At 72.2% G+C, this 15,376-nt stretch carries 17 protein-coding genes; 2 read left to right on the top strand and 15 right to left on the bottom strand.

The genetic code is table 11. From position 1 onward, the window contains the following. Positions 1-33 precede the first annotated feature (33 nt). From FVE25_RS31785 to FVE25_RS56485, 8 genes are all read right to left on the bottom strand, one after another. Entirely contained in the window at positions 34-561 is a 528-nt protein-coding gene (locus tag FVE25_RS31785) for a YbaK/EbsC family protein (protein ID WP_157250802.1), read from the bottom strand. A gap of 24 nt (positions 562-585) precedes the next feature. Then, positions 586-2,130, bottom strand: coding sequence for a flavin monoamine oxidase family protein (locus tag FVE25_RS31780; protein ID WP_157250801.1), 1,545 nt, complete (start codon positions 2,128-2,130; stop codon positions 586-588). Beyond that, entirely contained in the window at positions 2,127-2,978 is an 852-nt protein-coding gene (locus tag FVE25_RS31775) for a M55 family metallopeptidase (RefSeq protein WP_246267723.1), read from the bottom strand. Before FVE25_RS31775 ends, FVE25_RS31780 begins: the two co-directional genes overlap by 4 nt. After that, positions 2,966-4,171, bottom strand: coding sequence for a DUF6395 domain-containing protein (locus FVE25_RS31770; RefSeq protein ID WP_157250800.1), 1,206 nt, complete (start codon positions 4,169-4,171; stop codon positions 2,966-2,968). The genes FVE25_RS31775 and FVE25_RS31770 overlap by 13 nt, the downstream gene beginning before the upstream one ends. Further along, complete coding sequence (locus FVE25_RS31765; RefSeq protein ID WP_157250799.1) at positions 4,168-4,455, bottom strand: hypothetical protein; 288 nt, start codon at positions 4,453-4,455, stop codon at positions 4,168-4,170. Before FVE25_RS31765 ends, FVE25_RS31770 begins: the two co-directional genes overlap by 4 nt. 6 nt (positions 4,456-4,461) lie before the next feature. Continuing rightward, complete coding sequence (locus FVE25_RS31760; protein ID WP_157250798.1) at positions 4,462-5,079, bottom strand: class I SAM-dependent methyltransferase; 618 nt, start codon at positions 5,077-5,079, stop codon at positions 4,462-4,464. Further along, a complete protein-coding gene (locus FVE25_RS31755) occupies positions 5,076-5,861 on the bottom strand; it encodes an arginase family protein (protein ID WP_157250797.1) in 786 nt (261 codons plus the stop codon). Before FVE25_RS31755 ends, FVE25_RS31760 begins: the two co-directional genes overlap by 4 nt. 63 nt (positions 5,862-5,924) lie before the next feature. Further along, positions 5,925-6,053 carry a hypothetical protein gene (locus FVE25_RS56485; RefSeq protein WP_281367930.1) on the bottom strand — a complete coding sequence of 43 codons (129 nt, stop codon included), beginning with the start codon at positions 6,051-6,053 and terminating at the stop codon, positions 5,925-5,927. Between the two features lie 96 nt (positions 6,054-6,149). Between FVE25_RS56485 and FVE25_RS31750 the strand changes: the two genes are divergently transcribed. Continuing rightward, positions 6,150-7,259 (top strand): alpha/beta fold hydrolase, encoded by a 1,110-nt coding sequence (locus FVE25_RS31750; RefSeq protein ID WP_157250796.1) that lies wholly within the window; start codon positions 6,150-6,152, stop codon positions 7,257-7,259. Here the strand turns inward: FVE25_RS31750 and FVE25_RS31745 are convergent. After that, positions 7,234-7,962 (bottom strand): GAP family protein, encoded by a 729-nt coding sequence (locus FVE25_RS31745; protein ID WP_246267720.1) that lies wholly within the window; start codon positions 7,960-7,962, stop codon positions 7,234-7,236. The genes FVE25_RS31750 and FVE25_RS31745 overlap by 26 nt on opposite strands. A 43-nt stretch (positions 7,963-8,005) precedes the next feature. Here FVE25_RS31745 and FVE25_RS31740 point away from each other — a divergent pair, with 43 nt between their 5' ends. Beyond that, positions 8,006-8,644, top strand: coding sequence for a TetR/AcrR family transcriptional regulator (locus FVE25_RS31740; protein WP_181019771.1), 639 nt, complete (start codon positions 8,006-8,008; stop codon positions 8,642-8,644). On the opposite strand, the gene FVE25_RS31735 is transcribed toward FVE25_RS31740, so the two are convergent. From FVE25_RS31735 to FVE25_RS31710, 6 genes are read right to left on the bottom strand one after another with little or no spacing between them, the layout of a single operon-like run. After that, positions 8,631-9,404: an enoyl-CoA hydratase/isomerase family protein gene (locus FVE25_RS31735; RefSeq protein WP_157250794.1), complete on the bottom strand. Its 774-nt coding sequence runs from the start codon at positions 9,402-9,404 to the stop codon at positions 8,631-8,633. The genes FVE25_RS31740 and FVE25_RS31735 overlap by 14 nt on opposite strands. A gap of 19 nt (positions 9,405-9,423) precedes the next feature. Further along, positions 9,424-10,665 (bottom strand): ABC transporter ATP-binding protein, encoded by a 1,242-nt coding sequence (locus FVE25_RS31730; protein ID WP_246267718.1) that lies wholly within the window; start codon positions 10,663-10,665, stop codon positions 9,424-9,426. Then, positions 10,662-12,152, bottom strand: coding sequence for an ABC transporter permease (locus FVE25_RS31725; protein ID WP_157250793.1), 1,491 nt, complete (start codon positions 12,150-12,152; stop codon positions 10,662-10,664). The genes FVE25_RS31730 and FVE25_RS31725 overlap by 4 nt, the downstream gene beginning before the upstream one ends. Further along, positions 12,152-13,147: an iron ABC transporter substrate-binding protein gene (locus FVE25_RS31720; protein WP_157250792.1), complete on the bottom strand. Its 996-nt coding sequence runs from the start codon at positions 13,145-13,147 to the stop codon at positions 12,152-12,154. Before FVE25_RS31720 ends, FVE25_RS31725 begins: the two co-directional genes overlap by 1 nt. Next, positions 13,140-14,465, bottom strand: a complete 1,326-nt coding sequence (locus FVE25_RS31715; protein ID WP_157250791.1) for a hypothetical protein — start codon at positions 14,463-14,465, stop codon at positions 13,140-13,142. The genes FVE25_RS31720 and FVE25_RS31715 overlap by 8 nt, the downstream gene beginning before the upstream one ends. Beyond that, positions 14,462-15,349: an NAD-dependent epimerase/dehydratase family protein gene (locus FVE25_RS31710; protein WP_157250790.1), complete on the bottom strand. Its 888-nt coding sequence runs from the start codon at positions 15,347-15,349 to the stop codon at positions 14,462-14,464. The genes FVE25_RS31715 and FVE25_RS31710 overlap by 4 nt, the downstream gene beginning before the upstream one ends. Positions 15,350-15,376: the final 27 nt, after the last annotated feature.

The following is a 15,376-nucleotide window of genomic DNA, read 5'->3' as shown; positions in this document are numbered from 1 at the left end:
CATTGGTGCCCTCGCTCTCTCCGGTCAGAGCTCCTACGCTCCGGTAGCCAGGTCGAGCACCTCAGCGCCCTTCAGCCCAGCCAGGAAGGCCCCGGAGACGGCGAGTTTGGACCTGCGTACGCCGCTGCCGATGACGACCCTGTTATGCGATGCCACGTTCGAATCCACCAGGATAGGCCAGTCCGCCGGCAGGCCGAGCGGGGTGATGCCGCCGTACTCCATGCCGGTCAGCTCGACCGCCTCGGCCATCGGCGCGAAGCTCGACTTGCGGACGTCGAGGTGCTTGCGGACGACGCCGTTGACGTCCACCCGCATGGTCGCCAGCACCATGCACGCCGCGTATCGCACCTCACCGCCTCTCTTGCCCGCGACGATCACGCAGTTGGCCGACTCGTCGAGGCGCACGCCGTACTTCTCGCAGAACGCGGCCGTGTCGGCCAGGTCCGGGTCGATCGCGGCGACCCGGACGTCGTCGCCGAGCTCCCGCAGCGCCGTCGCCACCGGTTCGGCCAGCAGCTCGCGGTGCGTGTTCGCGGGCTGCCAGAGCAGTGTCTCTTCCATCCTCAGGACCCTACGCCCCCGTCACTACGGTGACTGCAGCACTCGTTGATGCAGCTGTGTGACGGCATTCCGCGCGGACTCCATGGCCCCCGCCTGCCAGGCGATCAAGTACGTGAGCCAGTCACCCGCGAAGTAAACCCTTCCGCTGGGGCGTTGCAGAAGAGTGAAGGACGAATCAAAGGCGGGCCAGCGCGCCCAGCCGCCCCGGATGTGCGGGCGGCGTTCCCAGGCGATGGAGACGCTGCTCAGGAGTTCGCTTCGGTACTTCTCGCCGTGGATCTTCTTGCCCTGGGTCAGGGCACGGCGCAGCCGGTCCTCGGGGGACAGCGCGCCGTACAGCTCGGCCTGCTCCTCGCTGGCGTAGTAGCCGACGATCAGGCCGCGGGGCGCGTGGTAGTCGTGGGACGGGTACCAGATGTGGGTGATGTCGAGGTCGGTCTCGGTGATGCCGCCGTAGATCCGGTCGTCGATCTCCCACCAGCGCCTGCCGTACTCCAGACCGATCTTGCCGGCGGCGACCGGGACGGGGGTCTTGAGGGCGGTCTGTACGGCGGCGCCCAGGTTGTGCGGGACGGTGGCGAGGATGTGCGGCGGGAGGGTGGCCACGCAGTAGTCGGCGGTGAGCGTGCCGCCGTTCCAGGTGACCTCGACGTCGTTCTCGCGGGTGGTGATGCCGGTGACCTGGACGCCGGTCCTGATGCGGCCGGGGCCGACGGCGGCGGTGAGGGCGCGCACGATGGCGTCCATGCCGCCGACCGGCTGGAACATGGGGGTGGCCTGGTCGTAGCCGAAGTCGTTGGTGATGGCGCGGCCGGTGGCGGCGGCGAGGATCTGGTGGAGGGTGCCGGGCGGGTCGAGGGGGAGGCCGCGGGTCACCGCCGGATATTTCACGAAACCGCGGCGGCTGGAGCCGTCGTACTCGTAGGCGGGTCCCAGATCCCCGAAGCGGCGCAGGAACTCCAGCAGCCGCTCCTTGTCGTCCTTGGTGAGCGTCCGGTTAAGCGCCCCGACATTCGTCGCTTTAGCCAGGAGTTCCGCGATATATCCGTACATGTCGGCACGTGCGGCCCTCGCCCGGACCGTCCGCCCCTTCGTATGCACATAGGCATGGGCGTTGTTGTTGACGAACGTCTCGATCGGGATGCCCAGCTCGCGGCAGTAGTCCATGGTCAGCATCCACGGCGCGATCCGCCCGGGCCCGGCGTTGAAGTACACGCCCTCCCCGAACCTCACCTCCTGCGCGGGCCCCGACGTCTCGCTCACCCGATCGCCCCCGCGCAACGTCAGGTTCCGCCCGCCCGCACGCTCCCCGGCCTCCAGCAGCGTGCAGTCGTAGCCCGCCTTCCCCAGCTCATAGGCCGCGGTGAGCCCGGCGACCCCGGCCCCGACGATCACGACCCTGGCCGAGCCCTTCCCCCTCAGCGCGAAGTCGCCCGGCGCCGGCGGCGTGAACGCCCTGCTCTGCTCGGCCGGCGCCAGCCCCAGCGCCCCCATGGCCGCGTACATCGCCCCGGCGCCCCCGGCCGCGCCGATCCCGACCAGGAGCCCGCGCCGGGTGAGCGCGTTCATCCGTAAGGACCGCTACCGCACGCGACCTGCCCGCCGATGGTGGCGAACAGCCCGAACAACGCCATGATCTGCGTGAAGTCGTCGGTGGTGAACTCGGTGTGCCGCGTCCCCGCCGTCTTCACCCCCGGGATCAGCGCCACGGCCGCCGCGATGGCCGTGGAGTTCCACTCCACCCCCAGCGTGTACGGCGGCGCCACCACGTAGGGCGAGAAGTCCGGCAACCGGGTCAGCGCCCGCCGGGCCGCCTCCCGGATCCGCTCCTGAGCCACGACCGGCGGCAGCAGCTCGGCCGAGAACTTGTCGATGCCCTTCTTGACCGCCACGGTCTCGACGTCGCCGAGCAGCTCCCGCGCCTCCTCCCCCACGGCCTCGTCGCCCGCGACGAGCACGACCGGCACCCCGTGGAACCCGGCGCAGGCGGCCACGATCCGCGTCTCCCCGCACACCTCGCCGTTGAGGTAGACGTTCTGGATCTCCTTGCCCATCCAGGTGTGGTTGAGCACCCCGTGCGGCACCCCGGCCCGCGCGTGATAGCCGACGAAACAGGCGGCCGAGAAGGAGCCGTCGAGCCCTTGGGCCATCCGCTGCGACTTCCCCGGCCCCCTGATCAGGGTGGCCCGCGGGTCGAGCAGATCGATCCGCAGGTTCTTCGTCGAGCCGTGCGCGTCGTTGACCAGCACGGAACCCGCCCCCGCCGTGAACGCCCCCTCGATCGCCGCGTTCGCGTCGGCGGTCATGAGCTCACACCCGCGCTCGTACCCACGCTTGCCCGCGTGCATCTCCTCCGGGTCGGTCAGCCCGGTCACGCCCTCCATGTCGACCGACAGGTAGACCTTCACGATCCCCATTCCTCCACGCGCCGCGCCTGCGCCGGGGTCATCAGCCCCGTGTTGTCCGCCATGAACGCACTCACCGGCTCCCGCCACGGCTCGGGAATCTCCGCCAGCGCCGGTGGGTAACAGTGCTCCAGCCAGCCGGTGGACGCCTCGGTGGCGGCGAAGTGGTCCAGCGCTCCGGCCAGCACCGACTCTTCCACACCGGGGATGCGGGCCAGGCCGTACTCGATCATCTCCATGCCGCCGTAAGGCGGCCTGCGCAGCCACTTGCGCACCACGGCGCGGTCGGCCGTGAGCGGCGTGTCGAGCGGGCGCCGCTCCACGGCGGCCTGGATGATCTCCTTGTAGAGGCATTTCCCGCAGGTACGGCAGGGCCCGTCGGTGCCCTGGAGGCACCACCTGACCTGGTCCCTCAGCTCGGAGCCGAGCGCCAGCCGCATCGTGACGGCCTCGCTCACGCCGCCCACCGGCAACACGATCGGGACCCCCGCCGCCGCGAACAGCCGCCCCCACTGCCCGTGCGGCGCCCACATGGGGTTGTCCGGCGTGAACCGCAGCAGGTACCGGTCCCCGCCCAGCCAGCGCGAGCCCAGCTCGTACCCGAACGCCAGCCCGCCGAGATCCATCCGATCGGCCAGCAGCAGCGCTCCCGCGGCGACCGCGTGGTGCTCCGGGTAGCCGGGGCGCGGCTCGGCCAGCGTGAACTCCAGGTCGGAGGTGACGGTCGTGAGCTCCCTGCCCGTCTTCTTGGCGAGCTCGGCCACCACGTCGGCGCGATAGTGCGTCCACCTGTTCGGCACTCTCGGGTGCGGCGCCCGCCTGAAGTGCACGAACGGCGCCTCGGGAAAGATCGCCGCCGCGGCCACCGAGTCGGCTCCGCCGCTGTAGGAGATCGCCAGGACGCGCCCCTGCCGGCGGGGTTCGGCCCGGACCGGCTCCGCCTCGACGCCCCACCCGTCGTGCAGCGCCTCGGCCACCCGTTCTGAGACGGCCCGATCGAAGGTGATCCGCTTCCTGGTCCAGGGCGCCACCACCGTCCAGGCGGCCACCGCGAACAGGTCAGGATGCGCGTCGTCCGGCACCCCTCCGATCGCGCACTCGGCGATGCGCAGCTTGACCGGGTGCGCGTCGGCCGCCCGCCCGGTGATCTCGTCCTCCGGGTCGAGCCGGAACGCTAATCGAGCCCCATCCCAGGACACCCTCACGACCGCTCCTTGAGCCCGTCGATCGCCTGCCAGACCAGGACCTCGTTCTGCAGGACGTGGTCCATGGCGTCGGCCGTCTCCCTGGACAGCCGGTGCGCGTCGCCCGCCTGGGTCGTGAGCCGCCTGACCTCCTCCTGGAGGGTGACGACCTCGCGGCGCAGGGTCTGCACCTCCCAGAGGGCGTCCTTGATGTCCTGGCGATGGTCGGCGACCGAGATGTAGCGGGAATCAAACCAGCCTCGCACGGCCCTACGCAGCCGGACAGGAACCAGGACGCGCATCATGAACCGTCACCATACCGGCATCGAGGGCGCTTTCGGCTTCTCCCAGAAGATCGAATATCGGCGCAGAAGATGGCGGCGATACCGCATGCCGGGCAGGAGCCGGCGCGCCGCCGCACGCACCTCCGCGTACCCCATGTCCGCCGGCCTACCCGGCATCCCTTCCGGCGCCTTCGCCCGCCGTACCTTCTTGATGATCCATACGGCGGGCAGCCCCGGAATCCTGATCAGCCAGTCGGCCGGGGTGACGTCCCGCGCCAGGCCGACGACCACCAGCCGGCCGCCGGGCCGCAGCAGGTCGCGCATCCGGGTCAGGGCCGCCTCGAAGTCCATGTGATGGATGGTGGTGACGGAGCAGACGAAGTCGTATCCCTCGGAGGGGAGGTCCTCGGTGAGGAAGTCGCCCTCGATGAGGGTGATGTCCGTCCGGTCGCCGACGAGGGCACGCGCCCGGCCGATCATCTCGGCGGAGAGGTCGATGCCCGTGACCCGCCGCGATCGCCCGGCCAGTTTCCCCGCCAGCAGGCCGTCCCCGCAGCCGACGTCCAGCGCCTGACCGCAACCGTCGGGGACGAAGCGCAGGATGCCGGGATGCCTGGCGACGTTGGTGTTCCAGTAGGCGGTCACCGGCGGAGCGCCGCGCCGAGGCGCCGGATGATCTCGGCTTCGCCGGGATGGTCGCCGGCCGGGGCGTGTTCGGTGATGGCGGCGCCGACGACGTCGTCCAGCCGGGAGATCAGGTCGATCAGCAGGGACGGGCGGACGCCGTCCGGCTCGGGGTAGCAGACCGAGCCGAACTCGGCGGGTTCGAGGACGTCCAGGTCGACATGGACGTACACCGGCCCGGAGAGGCCGTCGAACGCCCTCTCCAGGTGGTCGGGGCCGTGCACCCGCAGGCCGGTCTTGCGGAGGTAGTCGCGTTCGCCGGCGCCGCCCGCCCTGACTCCGGCGAGGACGACCTGCTCCGGCGTCAGGGTCGGTGCGGGGGTGAGCAGGGCGGGGCCGTCGCCGAGCAGCGTGCGCACGACCATGCCGTGGAAGGCGCCCGACGTCAGCTCGCCGGGGCCGTACACGTCTGGATGCGCGTCGATCCACAGCACCGTGAGCCGGTCGCCGTAGCGCCGGCGGGCCGCGGCGATCGGCGCGATGTCCACCCCGCAGTCGCCGCCCACGGTGATCACGAAATCGTCGATCTCCGCCAGCGCTTCGCCGGTCAGCTTCAGGTTCGCGGCCAGCGCGTCACGCGCGCGGACGCCGTCCACGATGCCGGTGCCCCCGTCTGCGACCGGCACCGTCACCACGGTGCCCGCTCGCACGAGCTCCGCGGTCCGGTGTGCTCCCGGGGCCAGGAGGGCGGCCTTGCCGGAAGCCGATCCCTGCCATTGGGGCACGCACAGCACTGTCGTCATGATGTCTCCGAGTTCCCTGGACCTGCGTGATGAACGCCGCCCCGCTCAGGGCGACCTGGTCGGTCAACGCACCGACAGGTCAGTCCAGCCCGCTCGGTTCTGCCGCAGCATGCGGCGCATTTCCCAGGTGTGCAGGGGCACCTCCACCAGATGGCCGAGGGCGACGACACTCAGCCGGCTAAGGGTGCGCACAGTGGGCACGCTACTCGATCCCGGTCGCGATCGTCCACGATGGAGTTCTGCGAATGCGGAACGAACCTTTCCGCATTCGGGTCTACCGTGGGACACATGATCAAGCCCTTCACCATTGACGTCCCGCAGGCCGACCTCGACGACCTCCGCGACCGCCTGGCTCGCACCCGCTGGCCCGTCCGGCTCCCCGGCGCCGAGTGGAGCCGCGGTGTGCCGGTCGCATACCTGCGCGAGCTGGCCGCCCACTGGGTCGACGGCTACGACTGGCGGGCCTGGGAGGCGAAGATCAACACCTTCCCGCAGTTCACCACCGAGATCGACGGCCAGCTCCTGCACTTCTTCCACGTGCGCTCCGCCAACCCGGACGCGCAGCCGTTGATCATCACCCACAGCTGGCCCAACTCGATCGCCGAGTTCACCGACCTGCTCGGCCCGCTGTCGGAGGACTTCCACGTGGTAGCGCCGTCGCTGCCCGGCTTCGGCTTCTCGCCCATCGATCCGGCGGACGAGCGGCCGTGGGGTCTCGAGCGGGTCGCGCGCACCTGGGACGAGCTGATGAACCGCCTCGGCTACGAGCGGTACGGCGCACACGGCAACGACGCGGGAGCGCTGGTCTCCGCGCAGCTCGGCGCCCTGTTCCCCGAGCACGTGACCGGCGTGCACCTCACCGGCGGCCTCGGCGTGCCCACCGGCCCCGAGGACATGGAAGGGCTGTCGGAGGAGGAGCGGGCGAGCCTGTCCTGGGTCACCGAGATGCTCAGCGGCGCCGGCGGCAGCTCGTACGCCCCCTACCTGACCGCGCGGCCCCAGACGCTCGGTTACGGCTGGGCGGACTCACCGGTGGCGCAGCTGGCGTACCTGGTCGAGCGCTTCAAGGAGTTCGACGGCTGGGGCTCGGAGGACGAGCCGATCGCCCGCGACCTGATCCTGACCAACGCCAGCATCTACTGGCTGACCGGCACCGGCGCCTCCTCCTCGTGGACCTACTACGAAGGCGCCGCCGGCCTGCCCGTCGACCAGGACCGCGTCCCCACCGGCGTCTCCCATGGCGGCTCCGCCGCCTTCCGGCGCATCGCCGAGCGCAAGAACCGCATCGTCCACTGGAACGACCTCGAGCACCCCAGCCACATGCTGGCCATGGCCGCGCCCGGCCCGCTGGCGGCCGACATCCGCCACTTCTTCAGGAACGTTGTCCCCACGGGGTGACCACGGCCACCTGCGGGAACAGCGTGTCCACCGCCCCGAGCAGGATGAGGATGCCCGCAATCCAGATCATCCAGCTCAGTGCCGTACGGGAGCCGGAGGCGAGCTTCTCCTGCCAGCGCTCGAACCGGGCGCGCATCCGTTCGCCCAGCGCCAGCCAGGCGAGATAGAGCAGGACGCCGGGGAGCACCATGATGGCCACGTACACGCCGAGGAGCGGCGCCCATTGGGCGAGCGCCAGGCCGGCCGAGGTCATGATGGCGATCGCCCCGAAGTACGGCACGGCGGTGGCGAACTCGAACAGCCAGGTCCCCAGCCCGAGCAGCAGCATCGCGCGCATGGTGAAGGACTGGGGCCGGCTGGAGGCACGTTCCGGGTTCTTGGCGGGGATGTAGTAGCTCCCCACGATGAGCCCGATGCCGAGGGCGCCCTGCCCCCAGGCCCACACGATCTGGTCGACGGCGGGCACGAGCGCGCCCAGGCCGAACATGAGCAGGACGCCTAAGCCGAAGTACGCGATCGCCACCGACCCCAGGTAGGCGGCCAGCAGCGCGCCCGCCCGCTGCGGCCTGGCCAGCAGCAGGAACAGCGTCACTCCGATCACGGTGGGACTCAGCGTGTCGAGCAGGGCCAGTCCGAGCACCGCGCCAATCGTCTCGATCGACAAATCCGTCTCCCCCTGGAAGCCGACAAGTCGTAATAACACACCCGTGCCAATTAAAGTAACACGCCCGTGCTAACATGTGGAGGTGCCTCGACTCGTTGATCATGACCAGCGGCGGGCGGAGATCGGCGAGGCCGCGATCCAGGTGATCCTGCGGGAAGGGCTGAGCGGCGTGACCGTGCGCGGAGTCGCCGCCGAAGCGGGCTGGTCCACCGGGTCCCTGCGGCATTACTTCGGCAATCAGCATGAGCTGCAGGCGTATGTCGTGCAGGCCACCAACGACACCCTCCGCCGGCGGGTCATGGCCCGCCTGGAGCGGCCCCGGAACCAGGGGTCGATGATCGAGCAGATCGCCGGCATCGTGGAGGAGATGCTGCCGCTGGACGCGGAGCGGCGCGAGGAGTACGCGCTCTGGTCGGCGATCGTGGAATGGGAGCGTCAGCACCCGCCGGAAGGCGGCTCCGCGACGTGGAACGACCAGCGGGCGCTGTATCGCCAGGTCATCGCCGTCATCCGCGGAGACGAGCCGGTCCGCGAACCGGGTGCGGCCGCGCTGCCGCACCCCGATCCCCATGTCGAGCTCTGGGCGGCGATCCTGCACACGTTCGTGGACGGGCTCGCCGCCCAGATCGTGAACACCCCCGGCGAGGTGTCCGCGGAAACCGCGGGGCTCCTGCTGCGGTCGCTGCTGGAGGTCGTGCCGCGCCGGTTCAGCGGCCGGTGAACTTGGGCTTGGCCTTCTCGGCGAAGGCGCGCATCCCGGTCTTGGCGTCCTCCGTGGCGAACAGGCCGGAGAACTGCAGGCGCTCGATCTCCAGACCGGTGTCCAGGTCCACCTCCAGGCCCTGGTCCACGGCCTGCTTGGCGGCGCGCAGCGCCACGGACGGGCCGCCGGCGAAGGTCGCGGCCCACTCCAGGGCGGCGGTGTAGACCTGGTCGTCGGCCACCACCTTGTCCACCAGGCCGAGCGACAGGGCCTCCGCGGCGCTCACGTGCCGGCCGCTGAAGATCAGGTCCTTGGCCTTCGACGGGCCGATCAGCCTGGGCAGCCGCTGAGTGCCTCCGGCGCCGGGGATGATCCCCAGCAGGATCTCCGGCTGGCCCAGCTTCGCGCTCTCCCCGGCCACCCGGAAGTCGGCGCACAGGGCCAGCTCGCAGCCACCGCCCAGCGCGTAACCGGTGATCGCCGCGATCACCGGCTTGCCGATCCGCGCCACCGCGGTAAAGCAATCCTGCAATGTCCGCGAATGGGCCGACATATCGGCATAAGACATGTCGGCCATCTCTTTGATGTCGGCCCCGGCGGCGAACACGCGCTCCCCGCCGTAGACGATCACGGCCTGCACCGCGGGGTCGGCGTCGACCAGGCGCGCCGCCTCCCCGATCTCCTGCTGGACCTGCCCGTTGAGGGCGTTCATCTTGGGACGATCGAGCCTGATCGTCGCGATCTGGTCGGCCACCTCGACACGCACGAACTCACCCATGGCACGCACGCTACCGGACTCATTCGGCGAAGAAGAGAACAGGTCCCTCCACCCGTACCTCGACCCGATCCCCCGGCCGGTGGCCGACGCCGCGGGTCCTGGCCCGCACCGAACCCCCGTCCGGCAGCAGCACCGTGATCGCGGCGTCGTGGCCGAAGAACTCCACCCGCTCCACCACCCCGGAGCCACCGGGAGACAGCACCAGTTGCTCCGGCCGCACCGCCACGTGCCCCACGCCGGACGCGCCGGAGTCCGGCAGGGAGCCGAGGGCGCACACCACCACGCCGTCCGCGGCCGAGGCCGCCAGCACCACCGCCTCGCCCACGAACGTCGCCACCCCCAGGTCGGCCGGCCGGGCGTACAGCTCCTCCGGCGTACCCTGCTGCACGATCACGCCGTCGCGCATGACCGCCACCGTGTCGGCCATCGACAGCGCCTCCTCCTGGTCGTGGGTGACCAGGACGGCGGTGGCGCCCGCCTTCTTCAGCGCGGCGCGCACGTCGTCGCGGACGGTCCCGCGCAGCGACCGGTCCAGCGCGTTGAACGGCTCGTCGAGCAGGACCACGCCGGGCCGCGGGGCGAGCGCGCGGGCCAGCGCGACCCGCTGCTGCTGCCCCCCGCTCAGCTGGTACGGCATGCGCGTGCCGTACCCGCCGAGCCCGACCAGCTCCAGGCACTCCTCCACCCGAGCCGCCACCTCGGCCGAGCGTGCGCGGCGCCCGAGCCCGAAGCCCACGTTCCCGGCCACCGACAGGTGCGGGAACAACGCCGCCTCCTGCGGCACGATGCCCACCCGGCGCTTCTCCGGGGCGAGCCCGCCGACCTCCCTCCCGGCGATCCGCACCGATCCGGCGTCCGCGCGCTCGAACCCGGCCACGACCCGCAGCAAGGTCGTCTTGCCGCACCCCGAGGGCCCCAGGACCGCGGCCAGCGCCCCGTCGGCGACCTCGAGCGCCGCGCCGCGCAGCACCGGTGTCGCGCCGAACGCCTTGCGCACCCCGCGCACGCGCAGCCCACTCATGTCGCTCACCTCCCCGCTCACCCCGCTCATGTCGCTCGCCTCCCCGCTCACCCCGCTCATGTCGCTCGCCTCCCCGCTCACCCCGCTCATGTCGCTCGCCTCCCCGCTCACCCCGCTCATGTCGCTCACCTCCCCGCTCACCCCGCTCATGTCGCTCACCTCCCCGCTCACCCCGCTCATGTCGCTCACCTCCCCGCTCACCCCGCTCATGTCGCTCGCCTCCCCGCTCACCCCGCTCATGTCGCTCGCCTCCCCAGCAGGAATCCGGGCACCGCCGCCAGCAGCATGAGCAGCGCGGCGTACGGCGCGGCCGCCGCGTAGGACCCGGACCCGGTCTCCGTCCACAGCCGGGTCGCCAGCGTCTCCATCCCGGTCGGGCGCAGGAGCAGCGTGGCGGGCAGTTCCTTCATCGCGGTCAGGAACACCAGCGCGGTCCCGGCCAGCACGCCGGGCAGCGCGAGCGGCAGCGTGACCTGGCGCACCGCGCCGAGCGGGCCGCGCCCGAGCGAGCGGGCCACCTCTTCGAGCACCGGCGGCGACTGCAGGACGGAGGCGCGCACCGCCCCCACCGCCGCGGGCAGGAACAACACCGCGTAGGCCAGGACGAGCAGCGGCCACCGCTGGTACAGCGGGTAGGCGTAGCGGACGGCGAAGAAGACCAGCGACAACGCGATCACGATGCCCGGCAGCGCGTGCCCGACATAGGCCGCCTGCTCCGTGAACCGGGACAGCCGCCCGGCGTACCGGGCCGCGATGATCCCCACGGGTACGGCCAGCGCCACCGTCATCAGGGCGCCGGCGGCCGAGACGCCCAGCGTGGACAGGGTGGCCGAGACCAGGGTGGCGGCGTCCAGGCCGCGCGAGGAGCCGGCGGCCAGCCAGTACCCGATGCCCGCCAGGGGGAAGCCGACGGCCAGCGCGGCGACCAGCCCGGTCCAGGCCAGCGCGGGCGCCTTCCAGGCGCGGACCGTGACCCGGCGCCGGGCGGGGGCGCCGCGCAGCGCGTAGGCGGCGCGGCCCCGCGAGCGGCCCTCGGCCAGGACGATCACCAGGGTGATCAGGACCAGCACGAGCCCGAGGACGGCGGCCGGGGTGCGGTTGAAGCTGGCCCGGTAGGCGGTGTAGATCTGCGTGGTGAAGACGTCGAAGCGCATGATCGAGACGGCGCCGAACTCGGCCAGCACGTACATGGCGACCAGCAGCCCGCCGGCCGCCGCCGACGGCCGGAGCTGGCGCAGCACGACGGCCAGGCGCCCCCGGCCGAGCGAGAGGGCGACCTCTTCGAGCGCCGGGTCCATGCGGCTGAGTGCGGCGGCGACCGGCAGGTAGACGTAGGGGTAGACGCACAGGGTGAGCACCAGCGCGGATCCCCAGAAGCCGGAGATGCCGGGAAAGGCGGCTACCCAGGTGTAGGCGGCCACATAGGACGGCACGGCCAGCGGCAGCGCGGCCAGCGCCCCCCACGCCTTCCTGCCGGGCAGGTCGGTCCTGACCACGAGCCAGGCCAGCGAGATCCCGACCGCGAGGCAGGCGAGGGTGACCACCGCGGCCAGGCCGAGGCTGCGCAGGGCCAGCTCCGCCGTACGCGGGCGCAGGAGAACGGCGGCGACGGCGGGCAGGCCCCCTTCCGCGGCCCGCACGAGCAGGTAGGCGATCGGCGCCAGCGAGAGCGCCGCCGTCAGGAGGGCGGGCACGAGCAGCGCCGCCGGGATGCGCCCGCGGGACATCAGTCCACGACGCCCGTGTCCCGGAGCAGATTCAGCGTCTGCTCCAGCGACTCGAGCTTGCCGAGGTCGATGGCGGGGCCCTTGAGCACGTCCAGCTTGGGCAGCCCGGGGTCGGGCGCGACGCCGGCGACCAGCGGGTACTCCTTGGTCGTCTGCGCGAAGTACTTCTGGGCGTCGGGGCCGAGCAGGTAGTCCACGGCCCTGCGCGCGGCCTCGGCGTGCCGGGTGTTCCTGAGCGTGCCGACGCCCGCCACGTTGATCAGCGCGCCGGGGTCGCCGTTGGGCAGGTAGGCCAGCTTGGAGGGGATGGAGCCCTGCTCGGCGACCTTCTCGTACCAGTAGTAGTGGTTGATCAGGCCGAGCTTGAGCTGCCCGGAGTCGACGGCGTTGAGGATGTCCACGTTGTTGGCGAACTTCTGGGTGTCGTTGGCCTTCATGTCCGTCAGCCACTTCCTGGCCGCGTCCTCACCCTTGAGCACCCGCAGCGCGGTCACGAACGCCTGGAAGGAGGCGTTCGTGGGCGCCCAGCCGACCTTTCCCCTCCATGGGGGGCCGGTCAGCTCGAAGACGCTCTTGGGCGGCGCGGGAACGGTGCGCGGGTCGTAGACGATCACCCGGGAGCGGCCGGAGACGCCGACCCAGTCGGCGCCGCGGTACTGCTGCGGCACCTTGGCCGCCGCCTCCTGCGGCACCGGCGCGAGCACGCCCTGCTTGGCCAGCGCGCCGAGGGCCCCGGCGTCCTGGGAGAAGAAGACGTCGGCGCGCGTGCGCTCGCCCTCTTCGAGGATCTGGGCGGCCAGCTCGGCGCTGTCGCCGTATCTGACCTGGACGTCCAGGCCGGTGGCGGACTTCAGCCGGGCGAGCAGCGGCCCGACGAGCTTCTCGTTGCGGCCGGAGTAGATCACCAGCGAGCCGTCGTCGAAGCCTCCGGCCCCTCCGGAGCCGCACGCGGTCGCGGCCAGCAGAACCAGCGCCGCAGCGATCAGCCTACGCATGTGACTTCCTCAGATTGAGCAGGAACAACAGGACGAAGACCGCCAGCCACGCCACGTGCAGCGGCCAGAAGCCGGGCCGGCGGTAGTCGGGGAGGACGCCCTTGACCGCCTGGTAGACGGGCGAGGCGACCTCCTGGAAGCGCGCGACCCAGGTGATCCGCCCGGCCAGGCCGTCGGCGGCCAGCCAGGCGTAGGTCACCACGCCGGCCAGGCCGAGCGCGCCGGCGGCGGCCTGTTTCCAGGCGCGGTCCAGCCGGCACAGGATCAGGATGAGCGCGAGCGGCAGCACCACGACGAGCTGGCGGCCTGGCCACCAGAAGCCGTGCATGGTCACGGCGGCGAAGGTGGCCGTCAGCCAGCCGGCCGCCACCGGCACCAGCAGCTCCGGCCGCCGGTCGCGCAGGGCCAGGGCGGCGGCCGGGACGAGCAGGAGCCACGCCGGTTGCCAGGCGGCCAGGCCGTACCCCTGGTCGACCATCAGCCCGGCCAGGCGCAGCGCGCGGCCGGCGTAGTCGGGGGCGAAGCCCATCACGCCCCACTCGCCGGAGCGCTGGAAGTGGTCGCCGGTGGCGTACACCGTCCAGCCGCCCCAGATCCAGCGGTGCGCGGCGAGATACACCACACCCATCGCGGCGAAGAACACCGGCAGCGTCTTGGACCGCGTCCGCCACAGGCCCACGGCGGCCAGCGCGGCGGCCACCGGCACGTACTTGACCGACAGCCACGGCAGCGCGATGACCGCCCACGCGAACCACCAGGGCCGCCTGTCCAGGAACGCGACCGCGGCGACCGTGGCCAGGGCGGCCGGGAGCTCGGGGTAGATCTGCTGGCCGTACACGGCGAGAGGCGCACTGGCCGCCGCGACCGCCACCCCCGCCGTGGCGATCTTCGGTGGTACGGCGAAGCGGCGCACGGCCGTCCACAGGGTGAGGGCGGCCAGTGCCCCGGCCAGCAACGCCATCGTGGCCTTGGCCGCCACCCAGCCGCCCAGGCGCATCGGCAGCGCCAGGATGACCGGCAGCAGGGGGTCGTGCGGGCTGATCTGGGAGCCGTCGGCGAGGATCTCGGTCTGCACCGGCAGCTCCTCACCGCCCCACGGCACGTAGCGGCGTTCGGCGAGTTCGTCGGAGATGTCCAGCGACAGGTCCTCGGCCAGGGACAGGGCGGTGAGCAGGTACTGCGGCTCGTCCACGGCCACGTGGGCGCCGAACGTCGAGCGCACCCCGATTCCCGAGGCGGCGGCGGCGATCGCCACGAGCGCCACCACCGCCGTGGCCGAGCGCAGGCCCGCGGCGGCAGGCGCCTTCACCGTGGTCATGGCGCGGCCACCAGCGCCCGTCCGGTCATGGCGGCGTGCTGGCGGCGGACCACGTCGAGCAGGTCGGTCTCCGGCGTCCAGCCGAGCAGGGCGCGCAGGCGGCGGGTGTCGGCCAGCGAGTCGCCCGGCTCGACCGGCGGCGCGGGCTCCAGCGCGTGGCGGATCTCCCTGCCGGTCGCCTCGGCCACGGCCGCGGTCATCGCGCGCAGGCTCTGGCCGCGGCCGGTGCCGAGGTTGACCACGCCGGGCACGCCGGTCAGCGCGATCATGGCGGCGGCCGCCTGGCGGACGTCGGTGACGTCGCGGGTGCGGTCCAGGGAGCCCAGGATGCGCAGGGGATGCCCGCGCAGGGCGGCGTCCAGCCAGACCGCCAGGGCCATGTCCGGCCGCTGCCCCTCGCCGGCCACGGTGAAGGGGCGCACCACGGTGACCGGGCGGCTCCGGCACAGGCGTTCCAGGGCGAGCTTGCTGCGGGCGTAGCCGCCCGCCGGGCGCGGGGTGTCGTCCTCGTGGCTGGGGCGGCCGTGGCGGGCGCCGCCGTACACGGAGCTGGAGGAGGTGACGACGAGGGGCACGTTCGCGGGGACCTCGGCCAGGATCCGCGCGCCCGCGAGCACGTTGTCGCGGTGCCGCAGACGGGCCACGCCGGGGCCCGTCTCGCGCACGCCGGGCCGCCCGGCCAGGTGGTAGACGGCATCCGCCCGGGCCAGGGCGGCCCGCACGAGGCCGTCGTCGTCGAGGAGGTCGGCCGTGAGCACGGTCAGGCCGGGGCGCGCCGGCTGCGTCCGCCGGTCGACGCCGATCACCTGATGGCCCGCGGCGAGCAGTGCTCGGGTCAGCGCCCGGCCGATGAAGCCCGCGGACCCGGTCACGACAACCGTCACGCGTGTCCCTTTCCCTGGCCCCTGCCC

Source organism: Nonomuraea typhae (genome assembly GCF_009760925.1).
GTDB classification, from domain to species: domain Bacteria; phylum Actinomycetota; class Actinomycetes; order Streptosporangiales; family Streptosporangiaceae; genus Nonomuraea; species Nonomuraea typhae.
The sequence above is the reverse complement of the archived record's forward strand: the minus strand, read 5'-3'. Positions and strand labels throughout refer to the sequence as shown.

What these genes read in the sequence shown, in the direction of transcription:
- FVE25_RS31785 (WP_157250802.1), bottom strand. Translation starts at nt 561, where the DNA reads ATGGAAGAGACACTGCTCTGGCAGCCCGCGAACACGCACCGCGAGCTG.
- FVE25_RS31765 (WP_157250799.1), bottom strand. Translation starts at nt 4,455, where the DNA reads ATGATGCGCGTCCTGGTTCCTGTCCGGCTGCGTAGGGCCGTGCGAGGC.
- FVE25_RS31725 (WP_157250793.1), bottom strand. Translation starts at nt 12,152, where the DNA reads ATGTCCCGCGGGCGCATCCCGGCGGCGCTGCTCGTGCCCGCCCTCCTG.
- FVE25_RS31780 (WP_157250801.1), bottom strand. Translation starts at nt 2,130, where the DNA reads ATGAACGCGCTCACCCGGCGCGGGCTCCTGGTCGGGATCGGCGCGGCC.
- FVE25_RS31775 (WP_246267723.1), bottom strand. Translation starts at nt 2,978, where the DNA reads ATGGGGATCGTGAAGGTCTACCTGTCGGTCGACATGGAGGGCGTGACC.
- FVE25_RS31735 (WP_157250794.1), bottom strand. Translation starts at nt 9,404, where the DNA reads ATGGGTGAGTTCGTGCGTGTCGAGGTGGCCGACCAGATCGCGACGATC.
- FVE25_RS31715 (WP_157250791.1), bottom strand. Translation starts at nt 14,465, where the DNA reads ATGACCACGGTGAAGGCGCCTGCCGCCGCGGGCCTGCGCTCGGCCACG.
- FVE25_RS31755 (WP_157250797.1), bottom strand. Translation starts at nt 5,861, where the DNA reads ATGACGACAGTGCTGTGCGTGCCCCAATGGCAGGGATCGGCTTCCGGC.
- FVE25_RS31730 (WP_246267718.1), bottom strand. Translation starts at nt 10,665, where the DNA reads ATGAGCGGGGTGAGCGGGGAGGCGAGCGACATGAGCGGGGTGAGCGGG.
- FVE25_RS31720 (WP_157250792.1), bottom strand. Translation starts at nt 13,147, where the DNA reads ATGCGTAGGCTGATCGCTGCGGCGCTGGTTCTGCTGGCCGCGACCGCG.
- FVE25_RS31750 (WP_157250796.1), top strand. Translation starts at nt 6,150, where the DNA reads ATGATCAAGCCCTTCACCATTGACGTCCCGCAGGCCGACCTCGACGAC.